Genomic DNA, 19,789 nt, shown 5'->3' with positions numbered 1-19,789 from the left:
CGCGGACGGCCGGACAGGCAGTCACCCGTCAGTTACACGGCGCGGGGCCACCCTCGACGCCCTGGCAGAGCGTCTCCTGGTCGATCCAGCCGGCCTCGACCACCACGTTCAGGTTGTCCTGCGTGATCGGGATCGGGTCGAGGAACTTGGCCCAGAGGGTGGTGCCGGCGGGCGAGGTCCACTGCTCGGCGCCCTCGATCTCCGACATCTCGGTGCCCTGCGCCATCGCCACGGCGATCTCGCCGGCCTCGCGGCCGAGTTCGCGCGCATCCTTCCAGACGCTCACGGTCTGGGTGCCCTTGGCGACGCGGTTGAGCGCGGCGTGGTCGCCGTCCTGACCGGAGACGGGGATGCCCTCCATCCCCTGCGCGGTCAGCGCGGCCACCGCGCCGCCCGCGGTGCCGTCGTTCGAGGCGACCACGGCATCCACGTCGTTGTCCTGGGCGGTCAGGATCTGCTCCATGTTGCGCTGGGCGTTGGCGGGAAGCCACTGGTCGGTATAGGCCTCGCCGACGATGGTGATGTCGCCCGCGTCGATCGCGTCCTGCAGCACCTCCTGCTGGCCGCCGCGCAGGAAGTCGGCGTTGGGGTCGGTGGGCGAGCCCTTGATCATCACGTAGTTGCCGGTGGGCTGCGCCTCGAGCACGGCGCGGGCCTGCATCCGCCCGACCTCGACGTTGTCGAAGGTCAGGTAGAAGGCGCGATCGTCCTCGATGAGGCGGTCGTAGCCCACGACGGGGATGCCCTCGTCGGCCGCGGCCTGCACGGCGGGGATGATCGCCTGCGTGTCCTGCGCGAGGATGATCAGCGCGTCGACGCCCTGGGCGATCAGGCTCTCGACATCGGAGAGCTGCTTGGCCGACGACGACTGCGCGTCGGTCGAGACGTATTCGGCGCCGGCCTCGTCGAGCGCGGCGCGGATGGCGGCCTCGTCGCGCTTCCAGCGCTCCTCCTGGAAGTTCGACCAGCTCACGCCGACCGTCAGGTCCTGGGCATAGGCGGCGGCGCTGCCGAGGAGCACGGCGGCGGCCGAAAGGGTTGCGAGCAGTTTCATGCGATTTTCCTCCCTTGGTGCACCGTCCCTCCCTCCTGGCCGGCGCGCCGTTTCGGTATAATTCTCCGCACTTACGCTGTCCAAATGTTATTCGACGCCCGTGGTTTGCCGTGCAAGATGGCGGCATCCGGCAGATGGGGGGCAGATGGCGCGACATGCGCGCACAAGGGCTTTCGCGGCACGGGGCAGGCCGCCCCGCGGCCTCGGCACGGGGATGCGGCACACGGTCGCGGCCGCCCTCGTCGTGGCAGCGGGCGCCCCGGCGGCGGCCGATCCGCATTTCGTGGCCCGCCCGCTCGCCCTGCATGTCTATTCCGGCGGGTGGGAGCATTTCGTCGGCGGCGGCGTCGCCGCCCTCGACTGCGACGGCGATCTCCTGCCGGAGCTCTACGCCGCCGGCGGAACCGCGCCCGCCACGCTGTTCCGCAATCGCTCGGCGCGGGCGGGAGCGCTGACCTACGAGGCCGATACGCCCGGGGCGCTCGCACTGACCGGAGTGACGGGCGCCTACCCGCTCGACATCGACGGCGACGGCGTGCTCGACCTCGCCATCCTGCGGGTCGGCCCCGACCGGCTGATGCGCGGCCTCGGCGACTGCCGGTTCGAGGCGTTCGAACGCCTCGGCTTCGCCTCGGGCGACCTCTGGACCACCGCCTTCAGCGCAACGTGGGAGGCGGGCAACGCCCTGCCCACCCTCGCCTTCGGCCCCTATATCGACCGCTCCGACCCCACCGGCCCCTTCCGCGCCTGCGACGCGCCGCTCCTCTACCGCCCCGAGGGCGGCCGCTACGGCCGGCCGCTGCGGCTGGAGCCGGGCCACTGCACGCTCTCGATGCTCTTCTCCGACTGGTCGCGCAGCGGCCGCGCCGATCTGCGCGTCAGCAACGACCGCCACTACTACGTCGCGGGCGGGCAGGAGCAGATGTGGGCGATGGAGACGGTGCCGCGCCTCTACACCGAGGCCGACGGCTGGCTGCCCTATTCGATCTGGGGTATGGGCATCGCCTCGCGCGACCTGACGGGCGACGGCTGGCCCGACATCTACCTCACCTCGATCGGCGACCAGAAGTTCCAGGTGTTCGATCCCACCGCGGGCGGACCCGTGTGGCGCGATGCGACCTACGAGCGGGGCACCACCGCCCACCGCCCGCACACGGGCGACGACGGGCGCCCCTCCACGGGCTGGCACGCCGAGTTCGGCGACGTGAACAACGACGCGCGCGACGACATCTTCGTGGCCAAGGGCAATGTCGAGCAGATGCCCGACGCCGCGATGCGCGACCCCAACACCCTGCTCGTGCAGCGCGCCGACGGCACGTTCGAGGAGCGCGCGGCCGAGGCCGGCATCGCCACCGTCGAGCGGGCGCGCGGCGCGGTGCTGGCCGATCTGAACCTCGACGGCGCGCTCGACCTCGCGGTGGTCAACCGCCGCGCCGGGATGGAGTTGTGGCAGAGCGCGGGCGTCACCGGCAACTGGCTGCTCGTGGGTCTCTCGGCGCCGCCGCCCAACACGCACGCCGTCGGCGCCTTCGTCGAGCTGCGCACGAGGGCGGGCGTGCAGACCCGCGAGGTCACGGTCGGGGGCGGCCACGCGGGAGGCCAGGCCGGCCTTCTGCATTTCGGCCTCGGCGCGGCGGAGCGTGCCGAGATCCGCGTGACGTGGCCGGGCGGCGCGGTGTCGGAGTGGCAGGACGTGGCCGCGAACGGCATCGTGCACCTCTCGATGGACTGAGCGCCGCTCCCCCAGGGCAAGCGCGGGCGAGCGGTGCCTCGCTCAACGATCCACGGGCAGGCCGCTCGGCACCGCCTCGGGCACGCCGAGCCGCTCGGCGTCGTCCTCCAGCGCCGCGAGGAACGCGAGGATCTCGGCGACATCGGCGTCGGACAGCGCGACCGGTGCGAGCTCGTTCGCCGCCGCGATCCGCGCCACCTCGTCGGGTGCGCGCAGCGCCCACAAATCGTCGACCCCCGGCAACTCCGGCAGGCGGGCCATCGACAGGTCGTAGCGTTCAAGCGCGCCCACCGGATCGAGGTGATGGCGCACCACGTCTTCCAGCGCGGCGTAGGCGCCGGAATGACCGTAGGGCGCGGTCAGCGTCACGTTGCGCAGGCTCGGCGTGCGGAAGCGGTAGGCGTCGGCGGGATCGTTCGTCACCCGCATCCGGCCCTCGTCGCGGTGATGCGCCTCGAAGCGCCCCGCCTTGCCCGGGCCGATCTGCGGCATGGCGATGGCGTGGAAGCGGTGATCGGTCTGGAACCAGCCGGAATGGCACTCCGCACAGCCCGCGTCGCCGTAGAAAAGCGCCATGCCCCGCGCCGCCGCCCCCTCGAGGGGCGTCTCGCCGCGCATGTGCCGGTCGAAGGCGCTGTCGTCGGCCCGCCACTCGAACCGGATGAAATCGGCGATCACGTTGGCGATCAGGGGAAAGTCGATGGCCTGCCCGGGCGCGACCTCGGCGAAGGCGTCGGCATAGGCCGGGATGGCGGCGACGCGGGCGGCGATGCGGTCCCAGGCGCCGCCCTCGTGGGCGAGCATCCCCTGCCCCACCGCCTCGGCGATGTCGTTCTCGCCGTAATGCCCCGCCATCTCGTCGGGAGAGAGCACCGGGAACATCGCCTGCGCGGCGAGCGCCGAGTCGAACCCGCTCACCATCTCCTCGCCCAGCGGCGTGCGGATGCCGCCCGGTCGGGTCGGGTCTTCCTCGAGCCGGCCGTCGTGGAAGAAGACGGTGAACTCCTGCGCGCCGAGGTTCCACAGCCCCGTCGCGTTGCGCGGGATGCGCTGGAGCGGCAGGTTGGCCGGGTCGGCCACCCGCTCGGGGCCCAGGCCAAGGCCGCCGTCACCGAGCGACAGCGACACCCCGTCGGACGTGCCGAAGCGCGGGTGGTGGCAGGTCGCGCAGGCGACCTCTCCGCTGCCCGACAAGACGGGATCGTAGAACAGCAGCCAGCCGAGCCGCGCCCGCGCCTCTTCGACCTCGGCGAAGACGGGCGCGGGCCCGAGATCGGGCGCCGCGAGGACAGGGGCCGCCGCTAGGGCCGCCGCGATGCACATGATCCGCATTGGGCCGGCCCTCCCCTGCCGACCGAGGCCGGGACCGCACCCCGGCGCCCTCAGCCTGCGGCCGGCCGACGGCGCGGTCAAGCGACGGCGCATTGCCGCGGCGCTCGCGCGAAACGGCAAGCGCCACGGAAGGCGGCCCGACATGTCGAGTCCGCGTCCACCAAGGCACCATGACTCGCTGGCGATGAGGGCGCCTGCCGTGGGTGGAGGCGCCCCGGGCTGTCCCCCCTCCGACGAGGCCCCGCGGCTGGCCGTCGCCCTCGCAGTGGCCGTGCCCGGGCGCCCGGCGCGGCCGGGCTTCGCCCGCACCCGGGCACCGGCGCGATCGCGTGCCCCGGGGACCTGCAGAAAGCGACGGCGCGGCCCGCCAGAGACGTCACGCTGCGCCCCGTCCGTTCCTCGCGGCCGGCGCTGGTCGCGGCGCCCGACATCGTCTTTCCCGCGGTCGACCTCGGGCGCGTCATCCGGTGCCGGTCGCGTCACTCCACGGCGTAGCCGGTCATCTCGAGATAGCCGCGGCCGGCATGGCTGCCCTCGATCCGCACCGGCCCCTCCCAGTAGGCGAAGGCGAGGCCCATCCACGCCTGCGGGTTCACCGCCGAGAGGGTCACGTCGATGCCCTGCGCCGGAAGCTCGGCGCGCCACCGCACCGGCACGTCGCGCCCCGCGACCCGCGCCGTCCGGAGGGGCGTGAGGGTGAGCGCCCCGTCGGAATAGGGCGTGGGCGTGCCGTCGGGCGCGATATGGGTGGCCGAGGTGAAGGGCGCCCGCGCCCGGTCGCGCAGGCGGAAGCCCATCAGCTTTTCACCGGTGTCGAGATGGAGCGAGATCCAGTCCCACCCGTCCTGCGTGTCGGCGAGCGGCTGGGAGGACCATTCGCGGTCGAGCCAGGCACGGCCCGTCACCGCGATGTCGCCCTCGGGCAGGCGCAGCACCCCCTCGGCGCGATAGAAGGGCTGCGAGTAGTAGCGGCTCGCCTGCCCCTCGGGCGACTTGACGGAATAGCCCGCCTCGCCCTGCAGCACGAGCGGCCCCTCGGCGGTGAGCGCGACATCGTAGGCGAAGTCCTCGGCCGAGGCGGCGACCGTCAGCCGGTCGAGAGCGTCACCGCCGGACGTGCCGGTGGTGCCCGGGTCGTCGGCGGCGCCGGTGGAGGTCGCGCCCGGCGGGGCGCTCGAAGCGGTGGCGGCCCGCCCCGAGCCGTCGGCCAGCGGGGTGCCCGGCGTCGGTGCCCGGGGCGGCAGATCGGCGCCCGGCGCGGCGAGGCGCCATTCGTCGAGCCAGGCGGCGAAGGGGGCGGGGCGCACGCCCGCCTGCCCCACCCCGCCGCGGGCGAAGCGCTCGGCCGCGAGATGCCGCTCGGGCGTGGTGACGGCGGCGTGGGCGAGCCAGATCTGCGGCACCTGCCAGCTTGCCTCGGCCGCGCCCGGGTCGGGCGGGCGCAAGGCCGAGCGGAACAGCGTCCATTGCAGGCCGAGATCGCGACCCGCGGCATCCGTCAGGTTGGCGGTGAGATACCACCACTCGATCCGGAAGGCCGGGTGCGCGCCGTGATCGCGCGGGAAGACGAGCGGCGACCGGTCGGGAGCGGCGTAGCCCGATGCCTCCGTCCCCAGCCCCGCGAAGCCCTGCGCGGCGAGAGGCGCGGCGCCGGGGACCGTGCAGAATGCCAGGCCGTGCGCCAGGACAGAGCGCCGCGATGCGTATTTGGAACAGAAAGAAGCAGGGGGCGGGGGCGCCGGGCGGCGAGGTCTCATGCGGGGTGGCCTTTCGAGGCGCGGGCGGCGGTTGGCTGGGCGGCGGGCAGCGGGGCGGCGGGCAGCGGTGCGACGGGCAGCGGTGCGACGGGGCGGGCGGAGGTCTCAGCGTTCATCGGCGAAGACCTTGAGAAACGCGGCGGGCGGCGTCCGGGCGAGGCGGCGGGCAGGAACGAGGGCCGCGAGCAGGGCGGCCGCGACGGAGAGGGCGAGCAGCACCGCCCAGTCGCGCGGGAAGAGGTGCATGGGCAGCCGCCAGCCGAACGCCTCGACATTGACCACTGCGAGCAGCGCCCAGGCCACGGCGAGGCCCAGCGGCAGGGCCGCGGCGAAGGTGAGCGCCGCGAGGAGGCTGGAGCGCGCCATGTCGAGCCGCCCGAGCCGCGCCCGCGTCAGCCCCAGAGCCCAGACCGGGGCGAGCTGCGGCAGGCGCATCGTGGCCAGCGTGAGCAGCGCCGTCAGCATCGCCACGCCTGCCACCGCCAGCGTCAGCACGTTGAGCGCGCCGGTCACGGCAAAGGTGCGCTCGAAGACGGCCAGCGAGATCTGCTTGACGTGTGCCTGGTCGATGACCGCGCCCTCGGTCAGCGGTGTCTCGGCGACGAGGGCCGCGCGCAGGGCGTCCGCTCCGGTGCCCGCGGGCGCGACGAGGCCGAAATCGCGCGCCACGGCCTGTGGAAAGCGCGCCTGCAGCGCCGGGAGGGCCACCATCGCCTCGCCTCGCGGGTTGCCGTAGTCGGAATAGATGCCCGCGATCGGCAGTGCCCAGCCGGGGCCGAGCCCCACCGGGTCGCCCGGCGCCAGCCCCGCGCGGCGGGCGAGCTGCTCGTTGACCAGCGCCGCCTCGCCTCGGGCGACCCGGGTCCACACCTCCGGTGCGGAGGAAAGGAGCGGCCAGCTCCGCGCGTAGAGAGGGTGGTCGGTGATCCCCCGTATCGTGCCGGGGGCGCCGTCGAGCCGCGCCTCGACCTCGGCGGTGGGCAACAGGCCCGCGCCGCGCGCTTCGGCGAAGCCACGGATCGCCTCGGCCTCGGCCCCGCTCCCGGCGCGGGCGTAGAGATCGGCCGCGAGGCGCTGGTCGAGCCAGCCCGTGAAGGTAAGGCGGAACGAGCCCACCATGGTCGAGACGCCGATATTGGCCGCAAGCGCCAGCATCAGCGCCATGAGCGCCAGCGACAGCCCCGGCAACTGCTGGCGCGTGTCGGCCCAGAACCACTGCGTCAGCGGCCGCCGCGCACGCGCCGCGCCGAGCGCGAGCGCGGCCGACAGCGCGAGCGGCAGGGTCAGCGCCGCGCCGAGCAGGAGGCCCGCAAGCAGGGCGAAGCCCGCCCCCAGCCCGCCGGCCACGAGCGGGGCGGCGATGCCGGCCACCAGCAGCACCGCCCCGGCGCCCGCCTGCCGGCGCAGGGCGCGGCCCGAGACGGTCGCCCAGGCGCGCGGGCGGGCCGCCTCGAGCACCGGCAGCCGCGCCACGCGCCACAGCCCCTGCCCCGCCGCGACCAGCGCGCCCGCGAGCGCCATGGCGAGGCCCGCCGCCGCCCAGCCCGGATCGAACGACAGCACGCCCGGTACAGAGGCGCCGTAGAGGCCACGCAGCGTCGCCGCGACATCCGGCAGCAGCGCGGCAGCGATGACATAGCCCAGCGCCACGCCGGCCGCGCCCGCGACCAGCGCCAGCACAACCACCTCGGCGAGGAGGAGCGCCACGAGGCGCGCGGTCGGCAGGCCGAGGGCGCGGAGCGTGCGCACCGTGCCGCGCCTCTGCTCGACAGCGAGACCGATCGCACCATGCACGATGAACAGCCCCACCGCGAACGACAGCAGCCCGAAGGCCGTCAGGTTGAGGTGGAACGACGAGGTGAGGCGGGCGATCTCGCCCTGCTCGCGGCCCGCCTCGCGCACGAGGCCGGGGGCAACCTCGGCCAGCGGTGGGCGGGCGCGCGGCTGGTCGGGCAGAATCAGCAGTCGGTCGATCTCGCCCGGCCGCGCGAGCATCCGCTCCGCCGCGCCGATGTCGGTCAGCACCTGCCCGGGCGGCACGGCGGCGTCGGCGCGGATCTCGGGCCAGCCAGCCGGGGCGGCCTGGCGCAACCGCTCGGCGAGGGCCGGCGCGGCGAAGGCCACGCCCGGAGCGGTGAAGAGCAGCGCTGGCTCTTCGCCCTCGCCCAGACCGGCGAGGCCCGCGGGCAGCGCCCCAGGCGGCGCGGACAGGAAATCGACGCCGAGCACCGAGACCGGCGGCCCGGCGCCGACGGCGACCCGCCCCTCGAGCACGGGCGACACGAGCCAGCCGGCCCGCCGAAGCGCCACGAAATCGACGACAGCCAGCGGCTCGCCCGGCCGCACCAGCGCGTCGAGGCCCGACAGGCCGAGCTCGCCCGCCGCGCGGTCGTAGCTCGCCCGTGCCTCGGCATTGATCGCCTGCACCGCCGACCAGAGGGCCGTGGCCAGCGCGAGGCCCATAAGCAGCGTGGCGAGTTGCCCCGGCCGGCGTCGCCAATGCGACAGGAGCGCGGCGAGCGCTGTGCGGGTCACTCGGCCGCCCCGCGTGCGTGCGTGCCCGCGCCCGCCAGGCGCCCGCCGGAGAGATGCAGCCGGCGGCCGGCCCTCGCGGCGAGCCGCTCGGAATGGGTAACGAGCAGCAGACCGGCCCCGGTCTCGGCCACCAGCTCGAGCATCAGCGCGGCGACACGGTCGGAGGACGCCTCGTCGAGGTTGCCGGTGGGCTCGTCGGCCATCAGCACCTGCGGGCGCGCGGCCAGCGCCCGGCCGATCGCCACGCGCTGCTGCTGCCCGCCCGAGAGCTGCTCGGGGTAGCGCGAGAGCACGTCGGTCAGGCCCAGCCGCCCGGCCAGCGTGGCGCACCAGTCGGGGTCGTGCCGGCCGGCGAGCCGGGCCTGGAAGGCAAGGTTGGCGCCCGCGTCGAGCGACGGGATCAGGTTGAACTGCTGGAAGATCAGGCCGATCTTCTCGCGCCGGAGCGCCGCGCGACCCGCGTCCGACAGGCCGGACAGCGCGGCCCCGGCCACCTCGATCTCGCCCGCGTCGGCAGTGTCGAGCGCGGCGAGCAGGTGCAGCAGTGTCGACTTGCCCGAGCCGGACTCGCCCGTCAGCGCCAGAGTCTCGCCGCGGTCGAGCGTCAACGACACGCCACCCAGCACCGTGAGCGGGCCATCGGCTGTCGGGTAGGTCTTGGTCACGTCGCGTGCGGCGATCAGCATGGGCGTCTCCCGGTCAGGCATGGCAGCTAGGGCGCCGCGCGTCCGGGGGAAAGGGCGATGTCTGCGGGGGCCATCTCGGTGGCGACCATCTCGGTGGGGGCCAAGTCGGTGAGGGCCAGGTCGGCGCGAGGCGGTTCTGCGCGAGGCGGCGGCCTGCGCCGACCGCGCCCGGAGGACGCCGGAGGGCGGGTGGGGCGGCCTCCGGGCGCGGGCGGCCGCGCCACGGACCCGCCCGGCTCGCAGAACGGTGCAGCGGTGCCACCGGCACGCCCCGCCGGAAAGCGCCGGGCGTTGCGCGGCGCGGGCTCAGCCCGCCTCCGCCTCCCGGTCGCCCAACGCCGCCTCGATGGCCTTGGCGAGGCGTGCCCGGTCGACTGGCTTGGGCAGGAACGCCGTCATCCCGATCTCGCGGTAGCGCGCCTCGGCCTCGGGCGACACATGGGCCGAGCAGGCGATCACGGGGATATGGCTCTGCCCGTGGCCCGCCGCGCGCAGGCGCCGGGTCGCCGCCACGCCGTCCAGGCCGGGCATCATCACGTCCATCAGCACCACGTCGAACGCGTCGCGCTCGAGCGCCTCCAGCGCCTCGAAGCCGTTCGCGGCGACCGACACCTCGTGGCCCATGCCAGCGAGGATGCGGCGCATGACCTCCTGGTTCAGCCGGTCGTCCTCGGCCACGAGGATGCGGCGACCCGGCCGACGCGGCGCCGCGTCCGGGCCCGGCTGCGCCACGTGCTCGCCCTGTCCCTCGACCACGCCCACCGGCACGTCGAACCAGAAGACCGAGCCGCGCCCCGGCTCGCTCTCGACGCCCACCTCGGCGCCCATCGCCTCGGCGATGCCCGCGCAGATCGACAGGCCGAGGCCCCAGCCCTCGCGCGCCGGCGCGCCCTCGTCCTCGATCCGCACGAAGGGGCGGTAGAGCCGCGCCACCTCGGAGGGCGCGATGCCCGGTCCCGTGTCGGCGACGCGGAATCGGATCGCCGTCTCGCGCGCCTCGCCGCCCGCCACCGGCCCGAGCGCCTCGACGCTCAGCGCAACCCGGCCGGCGGGCGTGAACTTGACCGCGTTGCCAAGGTAGTTGTGGAGCACCTGCTCGATCCGGCCCCGGTCGGAGACGACCTGCCGCGGCAGCCCCTCCGCGCGCACGACATTCAGGGCGAGGCCCTTCTGCGCGGCTGCGGCCCGCCACCAGCCAGCCACCGAATCAAGCAGGTCGTGCAGGTCGAACGGGCGCAGATCGACCCGCATCCGCCCCGCCTCGACCTGGGTCAGATCAAGGAGGTCGGCCAGCAGCGTCATCAGCGATTCGCCCGCAGAGAGGATCGCCTTCACGTGGCCGGCGCGCGTCTCGTCGAGGTCGGACATGTCGAGCAGTTGCGCGAAACCGAGGATCGCGTTCATCGGCGTGCGGATCTCGTGGCTCATCGCGGCAAGAAAGCGGCTCTTGGCCTCGCTGGCCTCCTGCGCCTCGGCGGCCTTGCGGTCGAGCGCCTCGAGGGCGGCGCGGGTCTCGCGCAGATCCGACAGCACGGCGACCGCCCGCACGCATCCCCCGTTTGCGTCGACCTCGCACAGCGCCGAGAAGCGCACGGGCAGCGCCGCGCCGCCGGCGTCGAGCAGCTCCAGATCGACCCCGTCGATCGTGCCGTGCCGGGCGAGCTCGGGCAGCACGACCTCGGCGAAGAGGCGGGCGGAGCCCTCGGGCATCAGCTCGGTCAGCGGCCGGCCCTGCACCACGTCGTGGCTGCGCCCCGTGAGGCGCGCGAGGGCCGCCGACTGGGCGAGCACGCGCCCGGTGGCGTCGAACGACAGCGCGAGAAAGGCCGAATGGGCAAAGAGCGCGCCGAGGAAGTCGCCCGGCGCGCTCTTCCAGTAGGCCACCAGATCGCGATCCATCCCTGCCCTCCTGTCGCCCCGCCGGCGGTTTCAAGTCTATCGGGCGAACCCGCCGGCGCAATGCGGCCCGCACGTGGACAGGCCCCGCACGCAGACCGGCGCACCGCCGCTCAGGCGGCGCGGGTGCCGGCGAAGCGGCTTGCCCATTCGTCGCGCGTCGCGTCGTCGATCTTGGCGAAAAGGGTTTCGGGCGTGACGAAGCCATGGCCCGGCGGCAGCGCCTCCAGCGCCGCCCCGAGGTCGTCGGGCCAGTCGCGCCGGTCGGTGCGGAGCGCCTCGAGCAGCCGCGCCGCCGCGTCGGGCAGGAACGGCTCGGAGATCACAGCATAGAGATGCACGAGATTGAGCGCGAGACGGATGTCGGCCGCCGCGCGGTCGCGATCCTCCTTGATGGTCGTCCACGGAGCGGCCCCCTGCAGGAACTCGTTGCCCGCGACCCAGACGGCGCGCAACTCGGCCGCCGCCTTGCGCACCTCGATCGCCTCCATGTGCGCGGTATAGGCGGCGAGCCGCTCGGTCAGCTCGCCCACCAGCGCGCGGCCGGCCGCCGACATCTCCCCGCCCGCGGGTACCTCCTCGCCGAACTTCGCACGGCAGAACTTGGTGACGCGGCTGACGAAGTTGCCCAGCACGTCGGCGAGGTCCTTGTTGACACCCGCCTGGAACTTTTCCCACGTGAACTCCGCGTCGCCGCTCTCGGGCGCGTTGGCCAGAAGCCACCAGCGCCAATAGTCGGAGGGCAGCAATTCCAGCGCCTGGTCCATGAACACGCCGCGGCCCTGGCTGGTAGAGAATTGCCCTCCATCGTAGGTGAGATAGTTGAAAGACTTGATGTAGTCGACGAGCTTCCAGGGCTCGCCCGATCCCATGATCGTCGCGGGGAAGGACAGGGTGTGGAAGGGCACGTTGTCCTTGCCCATGAATTGCACGTATCGAACATCGTCCGCGCCCTCGTCGGTGCGCCACCAGCGCCGCCACGCGGCCTCGCCCAGCCCCTGCGCCTCGGCCCATTCGGCGGCGCAGGCGATGTATTCGATGGGTGCGTCGAACCAGACGTAGAAGACCTTTCCCTCCATCCCCGGCCAGTCCGCGTCGCCCTTCTTGACCGGCACGCCCCAGTCGAGATCGCGGGTGATGCCCCGGTCCTGCAGCCCGTCGCCGTCGTGCAACCACTTCTTGGCGATCGAGGTGGTCAGGATCGGCCAGCCGGTCTGCCCGTCGATCCAGGCGTCGAGCCGGTCCTTCAGGAGCGACTGGCGCAGGTAGAGGTGCTTGGTCTGGCGCACCTCGAGATCGGTCGAGCCCGAGATGGCCGAGCGCGGGTCGATCAGGTCCGTCGGGTCGAGCTGCTTCGTGCAGTTCTCGCACTGGTCGCCGCGCGCCTTCTCGTAGCCGCAGTTCGGGCAGGTGCCCTCGATGTAGCGGTCCGGCAGGAAACGGCCGTCGGCGACGGAATAGACCTGCCGCTCGGTCACTTCCTCGATATAGCCGTTCTCGGCGAGCCGGCCGGCGAAGTGCTGCGTCAGCCTGTGGTTCTGCGGGCTGGAAGAGCGGCCGAAATGGTCGAACGACAGGCGGAAGCCCTGGGCGAGCCGCGCCTGCACCCGGTGCATCCTGGCGCAATACTCGGCGACCTCCATGCCCGCCTTGGCGGCGGCGAGCTCGGCCGGCGTGCCGTGCTCGTCGGTGGCGCAGAGGAACAGCACCTCATGCCCGCGCGCCCGGACATAGCGGGCATAGAGGTCGGCGGGCAACTGCGAGCCAACCAGATTGCCGAGGTGCTTCACCCCGTTGATGTAGGGTATGGCCGAGGTGATGAGGATGCGCGCCATGCTGAGCCTTCCCGATATGCCGGCGTGTGCCTAGCCGAAGGACCCCGGCGATGCCAGCGCGACCTCGACGCGTGCGCCCGCCGCCGGAACGGCGCAACGGCCTTGCAAGGCCATTGCCGCGCGCGCATGCGCTCGGAAGGCGCTTGCAAGCGCCTTGCCCCGGCGGCGTCCGTCGCGCACCGCTCACTGGGCGGTGTAGCCGCCGTCGGCGAGGTGGTAGCTGCCGGTGATGAAGCTGGCCCCGTCCGAAAGAAGGAAGGCCACCAGCGGCGCGATCTCGTCCACCGTGCCGAGGCGCTTGACCGGGTGCATCCCCGCCACCGCCTCGAGCGTCGCGTCGTCGAGCGCCTCCAGGATCGGCGTCCTGACGAAGGCGGGGCCGACCGCGTTCACCCTGATCCCCTTTTCGGCATTCTCGATCGCAGCGACCTTGGTCATGCCAACGACGCCGTGCTTGGTCGCCGTGTAGGGCCCCGCGCCCGCGAACCCAACCGAGCCCAGGATCGACGAGATGTTGACGATGGCCCCGCCGCCGGCCTTTTCCATCTCCGGGATCGCGTATTTCATGCCGTAGAACACGCCCGACAGGTTGACCGCGATCACCTTGTCCCAGTTCGCCAGTTCGCAGTCGGCAAGCGGCCCCTGCTGACCGCCGATCCCTGCGTTGTTCACCAGCAGGTGCAATCCGCCGCCCGTCTCGGCCGCGAAGGCCACGGCAGCCTCGACAGACGCAGGGTCGGACACATCGCACGCCCGCGCGTGGGCCTGACCGCCCGCGCCGCGGATCTCGTCCACCAAGCCCGCGCAGGCTTCTTCCTCGAGGTCGGCGCAGATCACCGTCGCGCCACCGCGCGCCAGCTCGCGGGCGATCTCGGCGCCGATGCCCGACGCCGCGCCGGTCACCAGGGCGCACTTGCCGTCGAATCGAATCTCCATGTCCCACTCCTTTCGCTTCTTCCCCGCGGGACGCGCGATGCGCGGCCCGCGCCCTCCGTCGCGGACCAGCCTAACGCGAGCGGGCCCGGCGGGGATTGATCCGGCTCAACCTCGGTGCCGGGCGGGGCGGCGGGCAGGATACGGTCTGCCGTCTCACTCGTTGGCGTCCGGCGGCTCTGCGCGGGCCTGGCGCCGGGGTGTCGCCCCCGGCGGCGCCCCATCCCGCCGCGCGCCGAAGAGTCGGCCGATCGTGAAGGTCGTGCGCGGCAGCCAGACATAAGGTGTCCGCAGCTGCGGGGCGTCGCGCAGCCGCATCCGCACGAGCCCGAAGAGCACGAGGCCCGCATGCGCCACCGCGATCATCGCGAAGAGCGCCCCGGAGCCGAACCGCTCCATCAGGGTCGACGCGAGCAGCGGCGCCGCGATGGCCCCGAGCGCGAAGTAGAACATCAGCGCCGCCGAGAGCTCCACCCGCTCGTGGCTCGCGGCATGGTCGTGGGCGTGCGAGGCCGAGACCGAGTAGATGGGAAAGCTCACCGCCCCGAAGAGCATCGCGTTGAGGAACACCAGCGCGTGCGAGCCGCCGCCCACGACGACCGTCGTCACGCAGGCCCCGATCGAGGCGACAGACAGCCAGATCAGCACCCACCGCCGGTCGTATCGGTCGGCAAGCCAGCCCACGGGGTACTGCGCGAGCGCGCCCCCCAGCACCCAGGCGGCGAGGAACCACGCGATCCGGTCGGCCGACAGCCCCACCCCCTCGCCGTAGATCGGCGAGACCATGCGGAACGAGGCCGACGAGACCGCCGCCACCAGCACTCCCGCCACGGCCAGTGGAGAGAGGCGCCAGGCAAGCGCGGGGATAAGCCGGGGCGCCTCGGGCGTCTCGGGCGGCGAGGCGCGCGTCAGGGTGAGCGGCAGGATCGCCGCACAGCACAGCAGCGCGAGCACGTTGTAGGAGACGTAGGAGGCCGGCGCGAGCACCGCGACGACGAGCTGCGCGCAGAGGGAGCCGCCCATGTCGGCCACCCGGTAGGCCCCCATCACGCGGCCCCGGTTGGCGTTCTCGGCCTTGCCCTGCAGCCACGCCTCGACCACGGTGTAGCAGCCGGCGAGGCAAAGGCCCGTGGCGAGGCGCAAAAGCGCCCAGACATACGGATCGACCAGCATCATGTGCGCGATCAGGCCCATCGCGCCCATCGCGGTGAAGGCCGCGAAGGCACGCGAATGGCCGACCGAGCCCATCAGCCGCGGCGCCCACCAGCAGCCGATGAAGAAGCCCACGAAATGCGCCGACCCGAGCAGGCCGATCTGCGCATTGGTGAAGCCGAGTTCGAGGCCCGACAGCGCGTCGAGCGGCGCCACGCCCCCCGAGGAGAGCTGCAGCAGGATCACCGACAGAAACAGCGCGGCGTAGGAGATCACGAGGGGCATCGGGGAGGGGCTCCGGGGCGGCTCGCCCGCCACACTGCCCCGTCCACGTGCAAAGGTCAGGCAGAAAGGCGACCGTTCCCGTCGCGCCCTGTCCCTCAGTCGCCCCCTGTCCCTCCGTGGGCCTCTGCCCTCGGCCCCGCCACGCTCTGACGACCAGTCGTCCGCCTTGCGCTCCGGCCCGCCTCGCCGTCTGGCTCGTCCTCGCGTGTGCTCCTCCCGGCGCATGCCCGGCGCGAGCGCGTCGCTCGGGCTCCGGGATGCCCCCAGCCTTGCGTTCCGTCCCCCGGTTGTCGGCCACGCCGCGCGCGCAGCCCCGACCGTCCCGCCCTCGCCCTGGTCCGGCCTGCCGGGTCTCAGTAGCCGCGGGCGCGGTCGACGAGGTGAAGCAGTGGCTCCCCCGCCTCGCTCCGGCGCACGTTCTCGGCGATGACCTCGGCCGCCGTGGCGGGCCGGGTCTCAGAGGCGATGTGCGGTGTCACGGTCACCTTGGGGTGCCGCCAGAACGGATGGTCGGCCGGCAGCGGCTCCTGCCGGAAGACGTCGAGCGTGGCATGCCCGATCTGTCCCCGGTCGAGCGCGTCGAGTAGGGCGGCGTCGTCGATCAGCGTGCCGCGCCCCGGGTTGATGAGCACCGCCCCCGCCGAGGGCAGCGCCAGCGTCTCGGCGTTCATCACGTCGGCCGTGGCCGGCGTGTCGGGCAGCAGAAGCACGACGATCGCCGCCCCCCGCAGCGCGGGCGCGAGGCCCGGCTCGCCGGACAGGCACCTGATCCCGGCCACCTCGCGCGCGGTGCGCGACCACCCCGTCACCGGAAAGTTGAGCGCCGCGAGCGCCTGCGCGCAGGCCCGCCCGAGCGCGCCGAGGCCCAGTACCGTCACCGGACGGTCCCGCGCGAGCGGCGGCACGTGCCGCACCCAGTCGCCCGACTGGTGCGCGAGGCAATGGTCGATCCCGAGGTGATGGCGCAGCACGTGGCCCACCACCCATTCCACCATGCCCTCGGTCAGCCCCGCATCGACCATCCGCGCGAGCGGCACCCGCAGCGTGGGGTTGCCGACCACGTTCTCGACGCCGGCCCACAGGTTCAGCACCGCCTTGAGCCGCGTGTAGGGGGTGAAGTCCTGCACGTCCGAGTTCGGCGCATAGACGATGTAGTCCACCCGCGCCGGCTCGAGCGCCTCGGGCGACAGTTCGACCGCGCCCAGCCCGCGTTCGGCGAGCGCCCGCCGCAGGGGGGCCTCGTACTCTTCCCATGCGGCGGGTGACGCGGCGAATCGGATCACGGGCGGCATGCGGTCGGCTCCTCTCATGGGCTCCCGCACCCCACACCAGCCGACGCCCGTCGGCAACCCGATCGCCCCGGCGACCGCCCCATCATCTTGGCCCAAATACTCCGGGGGGAGGCGCCGCAGGCGCCGGGGGGCAGCGCCCCCCTGCGGCCTGTCCGCTCAGGCGCGGCCACGGGGGCGGTGCACGTGGGCCGACTGGACCAGCCCGAAGGCCACCATCAGCACCAGCATCGCCGAGCCACCGAAGCTCACGAGCGGCAGCGGCACGCCCACCACAGGGGCGAGCCCCATCACCATCGACATGTTCACGGCGAAGTAGAGGAAGAAGGCGCCCGCGATGCCGATCGTCAGGAGCGAGGCGAAGCGGTCGGAATTGGTCATCGCCGAGGCGAGGCAGAACAAGATGATCCCGCCGTAGAGAAGCAGCAGCGACGCCGCGCCGAGAAAGCCGAACTCCTCGGCGAGCGTGGTGAAGATGAAATCGGTGTGCTTCTCGGGCAGGAAGTTGAGGCGCGTCTGCGTGCCCTGCATGAAGCCGCGCCCCGTCCACCCGCCCGAGCCGAAGGCGATCGTGGACTGGGTGATGTGGTAGCCCGCGCCGAGCGGGTCCGACGTGGGGTCGAGGAAGGTATCGATGCGGCGGAACTGGTAATCCTGCAGAAGCTGCCAGTCCGTCCCGCGCGAGGCCATGACCGCGCTCACGGTGCCCACGCCCGAGGCGACGACGGCGGCGAAATAGGCCCAGTGGACACCGGCCGCGAACATCACGATCGCGCCGCCCACCACCAGCAGGATCGCCGTGCCGAGGTCGGGCTGGACGATCACGAGCGCGGTGGGCGCGAGGATCATCACCACGGGCAGCGCCACCCAGAGCGGGCGCGAGACCTTGTCGACGTCGAGCCAGTCGTAATAGGCCGCGAGCAGCATCACGAGCGTGATCTTCATCAGCTCCGAGGGCTGCAGGCGGATGAAGCCGAGGTCGATCCAGCGCTGCGCGCCGCCTGCGGCCATTCCCGCCACCTCGACCACCAGCAGGAGCGCGAAGGCGAAGCCGTAGGCCAGGAACGCGACGTTGCGCCAGAACCAGATCGGCACCATCGCGACCACGAACATCGCCGCGAGGCCCAAGCCGAAGCGCTCCATCTGCGGTCGTGCCCAGGGCTCCATCGCGCCGCCGGCGACCGAGTAGAGCATCAGGAACCCCATGCAGGCCACCGCCGTCAGCAGCAGCACGAGCGCCCAGTTGATGTGCAACAGCTTCGACAGGCCGGTGGGGACGGTCTGGACGCGATACTCGAGATAGCTCACGGCGCGTGCCCCCTCAGGCCCGGTCGGCCGGCGGCGTGCCGTCCTCGCGCAGGAGCGGCAGCGACGAGAACAGCGCCTCGAGTTCCGAGCGCTGGCTCGCGGGGAAGATCTCGAGCGGCGGCAGGTCGTCGTGCAGCGCCCGGGCGAGAATGTCGCGCGCCACCGGCGCCGCCGCGGCCGAGCCGCCGCCGCCATGCTCGACCACCACCGCGCAGGCGATGCGGGGGGCGTGGTAGGGCGCATAGCCGACGAACAAAGCGTGATCACGCTGTTCCCAAGGCACGTCCTCGTTGCGCACGACGACCGAGCGCACCTGGCTCGTGCCGGTCTTGCCGGCGATCTTGAGGTCGTCGGCCACGATGCGCGAGCGATAGGCGGTGCCGCGGCGGTGATTGTTGACGTCGAACATCGCCTTGCGGATCTGCGCCATCAGCGTGGGCGACAGGCCGAGCGGCCCGTCGCTCAGCACCGGCTGCTCGCGCCCGTCGACCGATTTCACCAGCCGCGGGCGGATCGCCTCGCCGGTGGCGAGCCGCGCGGTCATCACCGCCAGTTGCAGCGGCGAGGTCAGGTTGTAGCCCTGCCCGATCGCGGCGTTCAGGCTGTCGCCGATGCGCCATGTCTCGCCGCGGGTGCGCCGCTTCCAGTCCTTGTCGGGCACGAGGCCCTCGGCCACCGCCGACAGCGGCAGGTCGAACCGTTCGCCGAGACCGAAGCGGCGCGCCATGGCGGCGATCCGGTCGATGCCGACACGCTCGGCCAACTCGTAATAGTAGACGTCGCAGGACTGAACGACGCTGTCGTGCATGTCCATCCAGCCGTGACCGGCCCGCTTCCAGCAATGGAAGCGGCGCCCGCCCATCTCGCGGAAACCGGGGCAGAAGACTGTCTCGCCGGGGGTGACGACGCCCGCCTCGACGCCGGCGATGGCCACCAGCATCTTGAAGGTCGAGCCGGGCGGGTAGGTGCCCTGCACCGTCTTGGTGGCGAGCGGGCGGTGATCGTTCTCGGTCAGCGTGCGGTAGTCGGGCACCGAGATCCCGCGCACGAAGAGATTGGGATCGAACGAGGGCGCCGAGGCACAGGCGAGGATGTCGCCGGTGTGCACGTCCATCACCACGGCCGAGGCGCTCTCCTCGCCCATGCGCGCCTGGGCGAAGTTCTGCAGGCCGGCATCGATGGTCAACTGCAGGTCGGCGCCGCGCTCGCCCTCCTGGCGGTCGAGCTCGCGCATGACGCGCCCCGAGGCGTTGATCTCGATGCGTTTGGTGCCGGCGGTGCCACGCAGCATCGGCTCGAGCTTGCGCTCGACGCCGACCTTGCCGATCTGGAAGTCCGGGATCTGCAGCACCGGGTCGGGGTCTCCCCCCGCCTGCTCGAGATCGCGGTCCGAGACCGGGCCGACATAGCCCACGACATGGGCGAAATCGCCCTTGAGCGGGTAGTAGCGCGTGAGGCCCACCTCGGGCGTGACGCCCGGCAGGGCGGGCGCGTTGACGGCGACCTCGGCCACGTCCTCCCACTTGAGCTGGTCGGCCAGGGTGACCGGCACGAAGGGCGAGCGGCGCTCGATCTCGCGCAGCGCCCGCTCCACCTGCTCGTCGGAGAGGGGCACGAGGCCGCGCAGCTTGGCGATGGTCGTCTCGAGATCCCCCGCCTCCTCGCGCACGACGACGATGCGGTAATTCTGGGCATTATCGGCAAGGATGCGCCCCTGCCGGTCGAAGATCAGGCCGCGGACGGGGGGGACGAGGCGCAGGTTGACCCGGTTCTCCTCCGCCAGCAGGCGGAAGGCCTCGCCCTGCTCGACCTGCATCCAGCGCATCCGGCCGGCGAGCACGGCCATGAAGCCGAACATGCCCGCCCCCATGATCGCGGCGCGGCGCGAGATGCGACGGGCGCTTTCCTCGGTATCCTTCGGGGGTCTGCGCATGAGCCTATCCTAGCGGGGTCCGTGCCCGGGGGGAACGGCACGAATGGGTGAGCCGGCAAGAC

The 19,789-nt window shown here is 72.9% G+C and carries 13 protein-coding genes; 1 reads left to right on the top strand and 12 read right to left on the bottom strand.

All coding sequences use genetic code 11. The features are described from left to right. Positions 1–28: 28 nt before the first annotated feature. On the bottom strand, positions 29–1,054 hold the full coding sequence (xylF, locus tag DLJ49_RS11715) for a D-xylose ABC transporter substrate-binding protein (protein WP_115393738.1): 1,026 nt from the start codon (positions 1,052–1,054) through the stop codon (positions 29–31). Positions 1,055–1,268: 214 nt separating this feature from the next. Here xylF and DLJ49_RS11710 point away from each other — a divergent pair, with 214 nt between their 5' ends. Next, positions 1,269–2,786 carry a CRTAC1 family protein gene (locus DLJ49_RS11710; protein ID WP_115393737.1) on the top strand — a complete coding sequence of 506 codons (1,518 nt, stop codon included), beginning with the start codon at positions 1,269–1,271 and terminating at the stop codon, positions 2,784–2,786. 42 nt (positions 2,787–2,828) lie between these two features. Here the strand turns inward: DLJ49_RS11710 and DLJ49_RS11705 are convergent, their stop codons facing one another. The 11 genes from DLJ49_RS11705 to mrdA all read right to left on the bottom strand — a co-directional run bounded on the left by DLJ49_RS11705 (position 2,829) and on the right by mrdA (position 19,727). Continuing rightward, the gene (locus DLJ49_RS11705) at positions 2,829–4,118 is read right to left on the bottom strand and encodes a cytochrome-c peroxidase (protein ID WP_115393736.1); all 1,290 of its coding nucleotides are present in this window, start codon (positions 4,116–4,118) and stop codon (positions 2,829–2,831) included. A gap of 479 nt (positions 4,119–4,597) precedes the next feature. Beyond that, the gene (locus DLJ49_RS11700; RefSeq protein WP_115393735.1) at positions 4,598–5,875 is read right to left on the bottom strand and encodes a lipocalin-like domain-containing protein; all 1,278 of its coding nucleotides are present in this window, start codon (positions 5,873–5,875) and stop codon (positions 4,598–4,600) included. Positions 5,876–5,980: 105 nt separating this feature from the next. Continuing rightward, entirely contained in the window at positions 5,981–8,410 is a 2,430-nt protein-coding gene (locus tag DLJ49_RS11695) for an FtsX-like permease family protein (protein ID WP_233488965.1), read from the bottom strand. Continuing rightward, entirely contained in the window at positions 8,407–9,096 is a 690-nt protein-coding gene (locus tag DLJ49_RS11690; RefSeq protein ID WP_115393734.1) for an ABC transporter ATP-binding protein, read from the bottom strand. Before DLJ49_RS11690 ends, DLJ49_RS11695 begins: the two co-directional genes overlap by 4 nt. A 306-nt stretch (positions 9,097–9,402) precedes the next feature. After that, the gene (locus tag DLJ49_RS11685; RefSeq protein WP_115393733.1) at positions 9,403–10,995 is read right to left on the bottom strand and encodes a PAS domain-containing hybrid sensor histidine kinase/response regulator; all 1,593 of its coding nucleotides are present in this window, start codon (positions 10,993–10,995) and stop codon (positions 9,403–9,405) included. Between the two features lie 110 nt (positions 10,996–11,105). Next, positions 11,106–12,827: a methionine--tRNA ligase gene (gene metG / locus DLJ49_RS11680; RefSeq protein WP_115393732.1), complete on the bottom strand. Its 1,722-nt coding sequence runs from the start codon at positions 12,825–12,827 to the stop codon at positions 11,106–11,108. A gap of 183 nt (positions 12,828–13,010) precedes the next feature. Further along, entirely contained in the window at positions 13,011–13,763 is a 753-nt protein-coding gene (locus DLJ49_RS11675; protein WP_115393731.1) for an SDR family NAD(P)-dependent oxidoreductase, read from the bottom strand. A gap of 153 nt (positions 13,764–13,916) precedes the next feature. Continuing rightward, positions 13,917–15,197 carry an MFS transporter gene (locus DLJ49_RS11670; RefSeq protein ID WP_115393730.1) on the bottom strand — a complete coding sequence of 427 codons (1,281 nt, stop codon included), beginning with the start codon at positions 15,195–15,197 and terminating at the stop codon, positions 13,917–13,919. Positions 15,198–15,550: 353 nt separating this feature from the next. Next, positions 15,551–16,489 (bottom strand): 2-hydroxyacid dehydrogenase, encoded by a 939-nt coding sequence (locus tag DLJ49_RS11665; protein ID WP_115393729.1) that lies wholly within the window; start codon positions 16,487–16,489, stop codon positions 15,551–15,553. 156 nt (positions 16,490–16,645) lie between these two features. After that, positions 16,646–17,794 carry a rod shape-determining protein RodA gene (rodA, locus tag DLJ49_RS11660; protein WP_115393728.1) on the bottom strand — a complete coding sequence of 383 codons (1,149 nt, stop codon included), beginning with the start codon at positions 17,792–17,794 and terminating at the stop codon, positions 16,646–16,648. 13 nt (positions 17,795–17,807) lie between these two features. Next, a complete protein-coding gene (gene mrdA / locus DLJ49_RS11655; RefSeq protein ID WP_115393727.1) occupies positions 17,808–19,727 on the bottom strand; it encodes a penicillin-binding protein 2 in 1,920 nt (639 codons plus the stop codon). Between the last annotated feature and the right edge of the window lie 62 nt (positions 19,728–19,789).

Source organism: Rhodovulum sp. 12E13, assembly GCF_003340565.1.
Lineage (GTDB): Bacteria > Pseudomonadota > Alphaproteobacteria > Rhodobacterales > Rhodobacteraceae > HLUCCA09.
The sequence above is the reverse complement of the archived record's forward strand: the minus strand, read 5'-3'. Positions and strand labels throughout refer to the sequence as shown.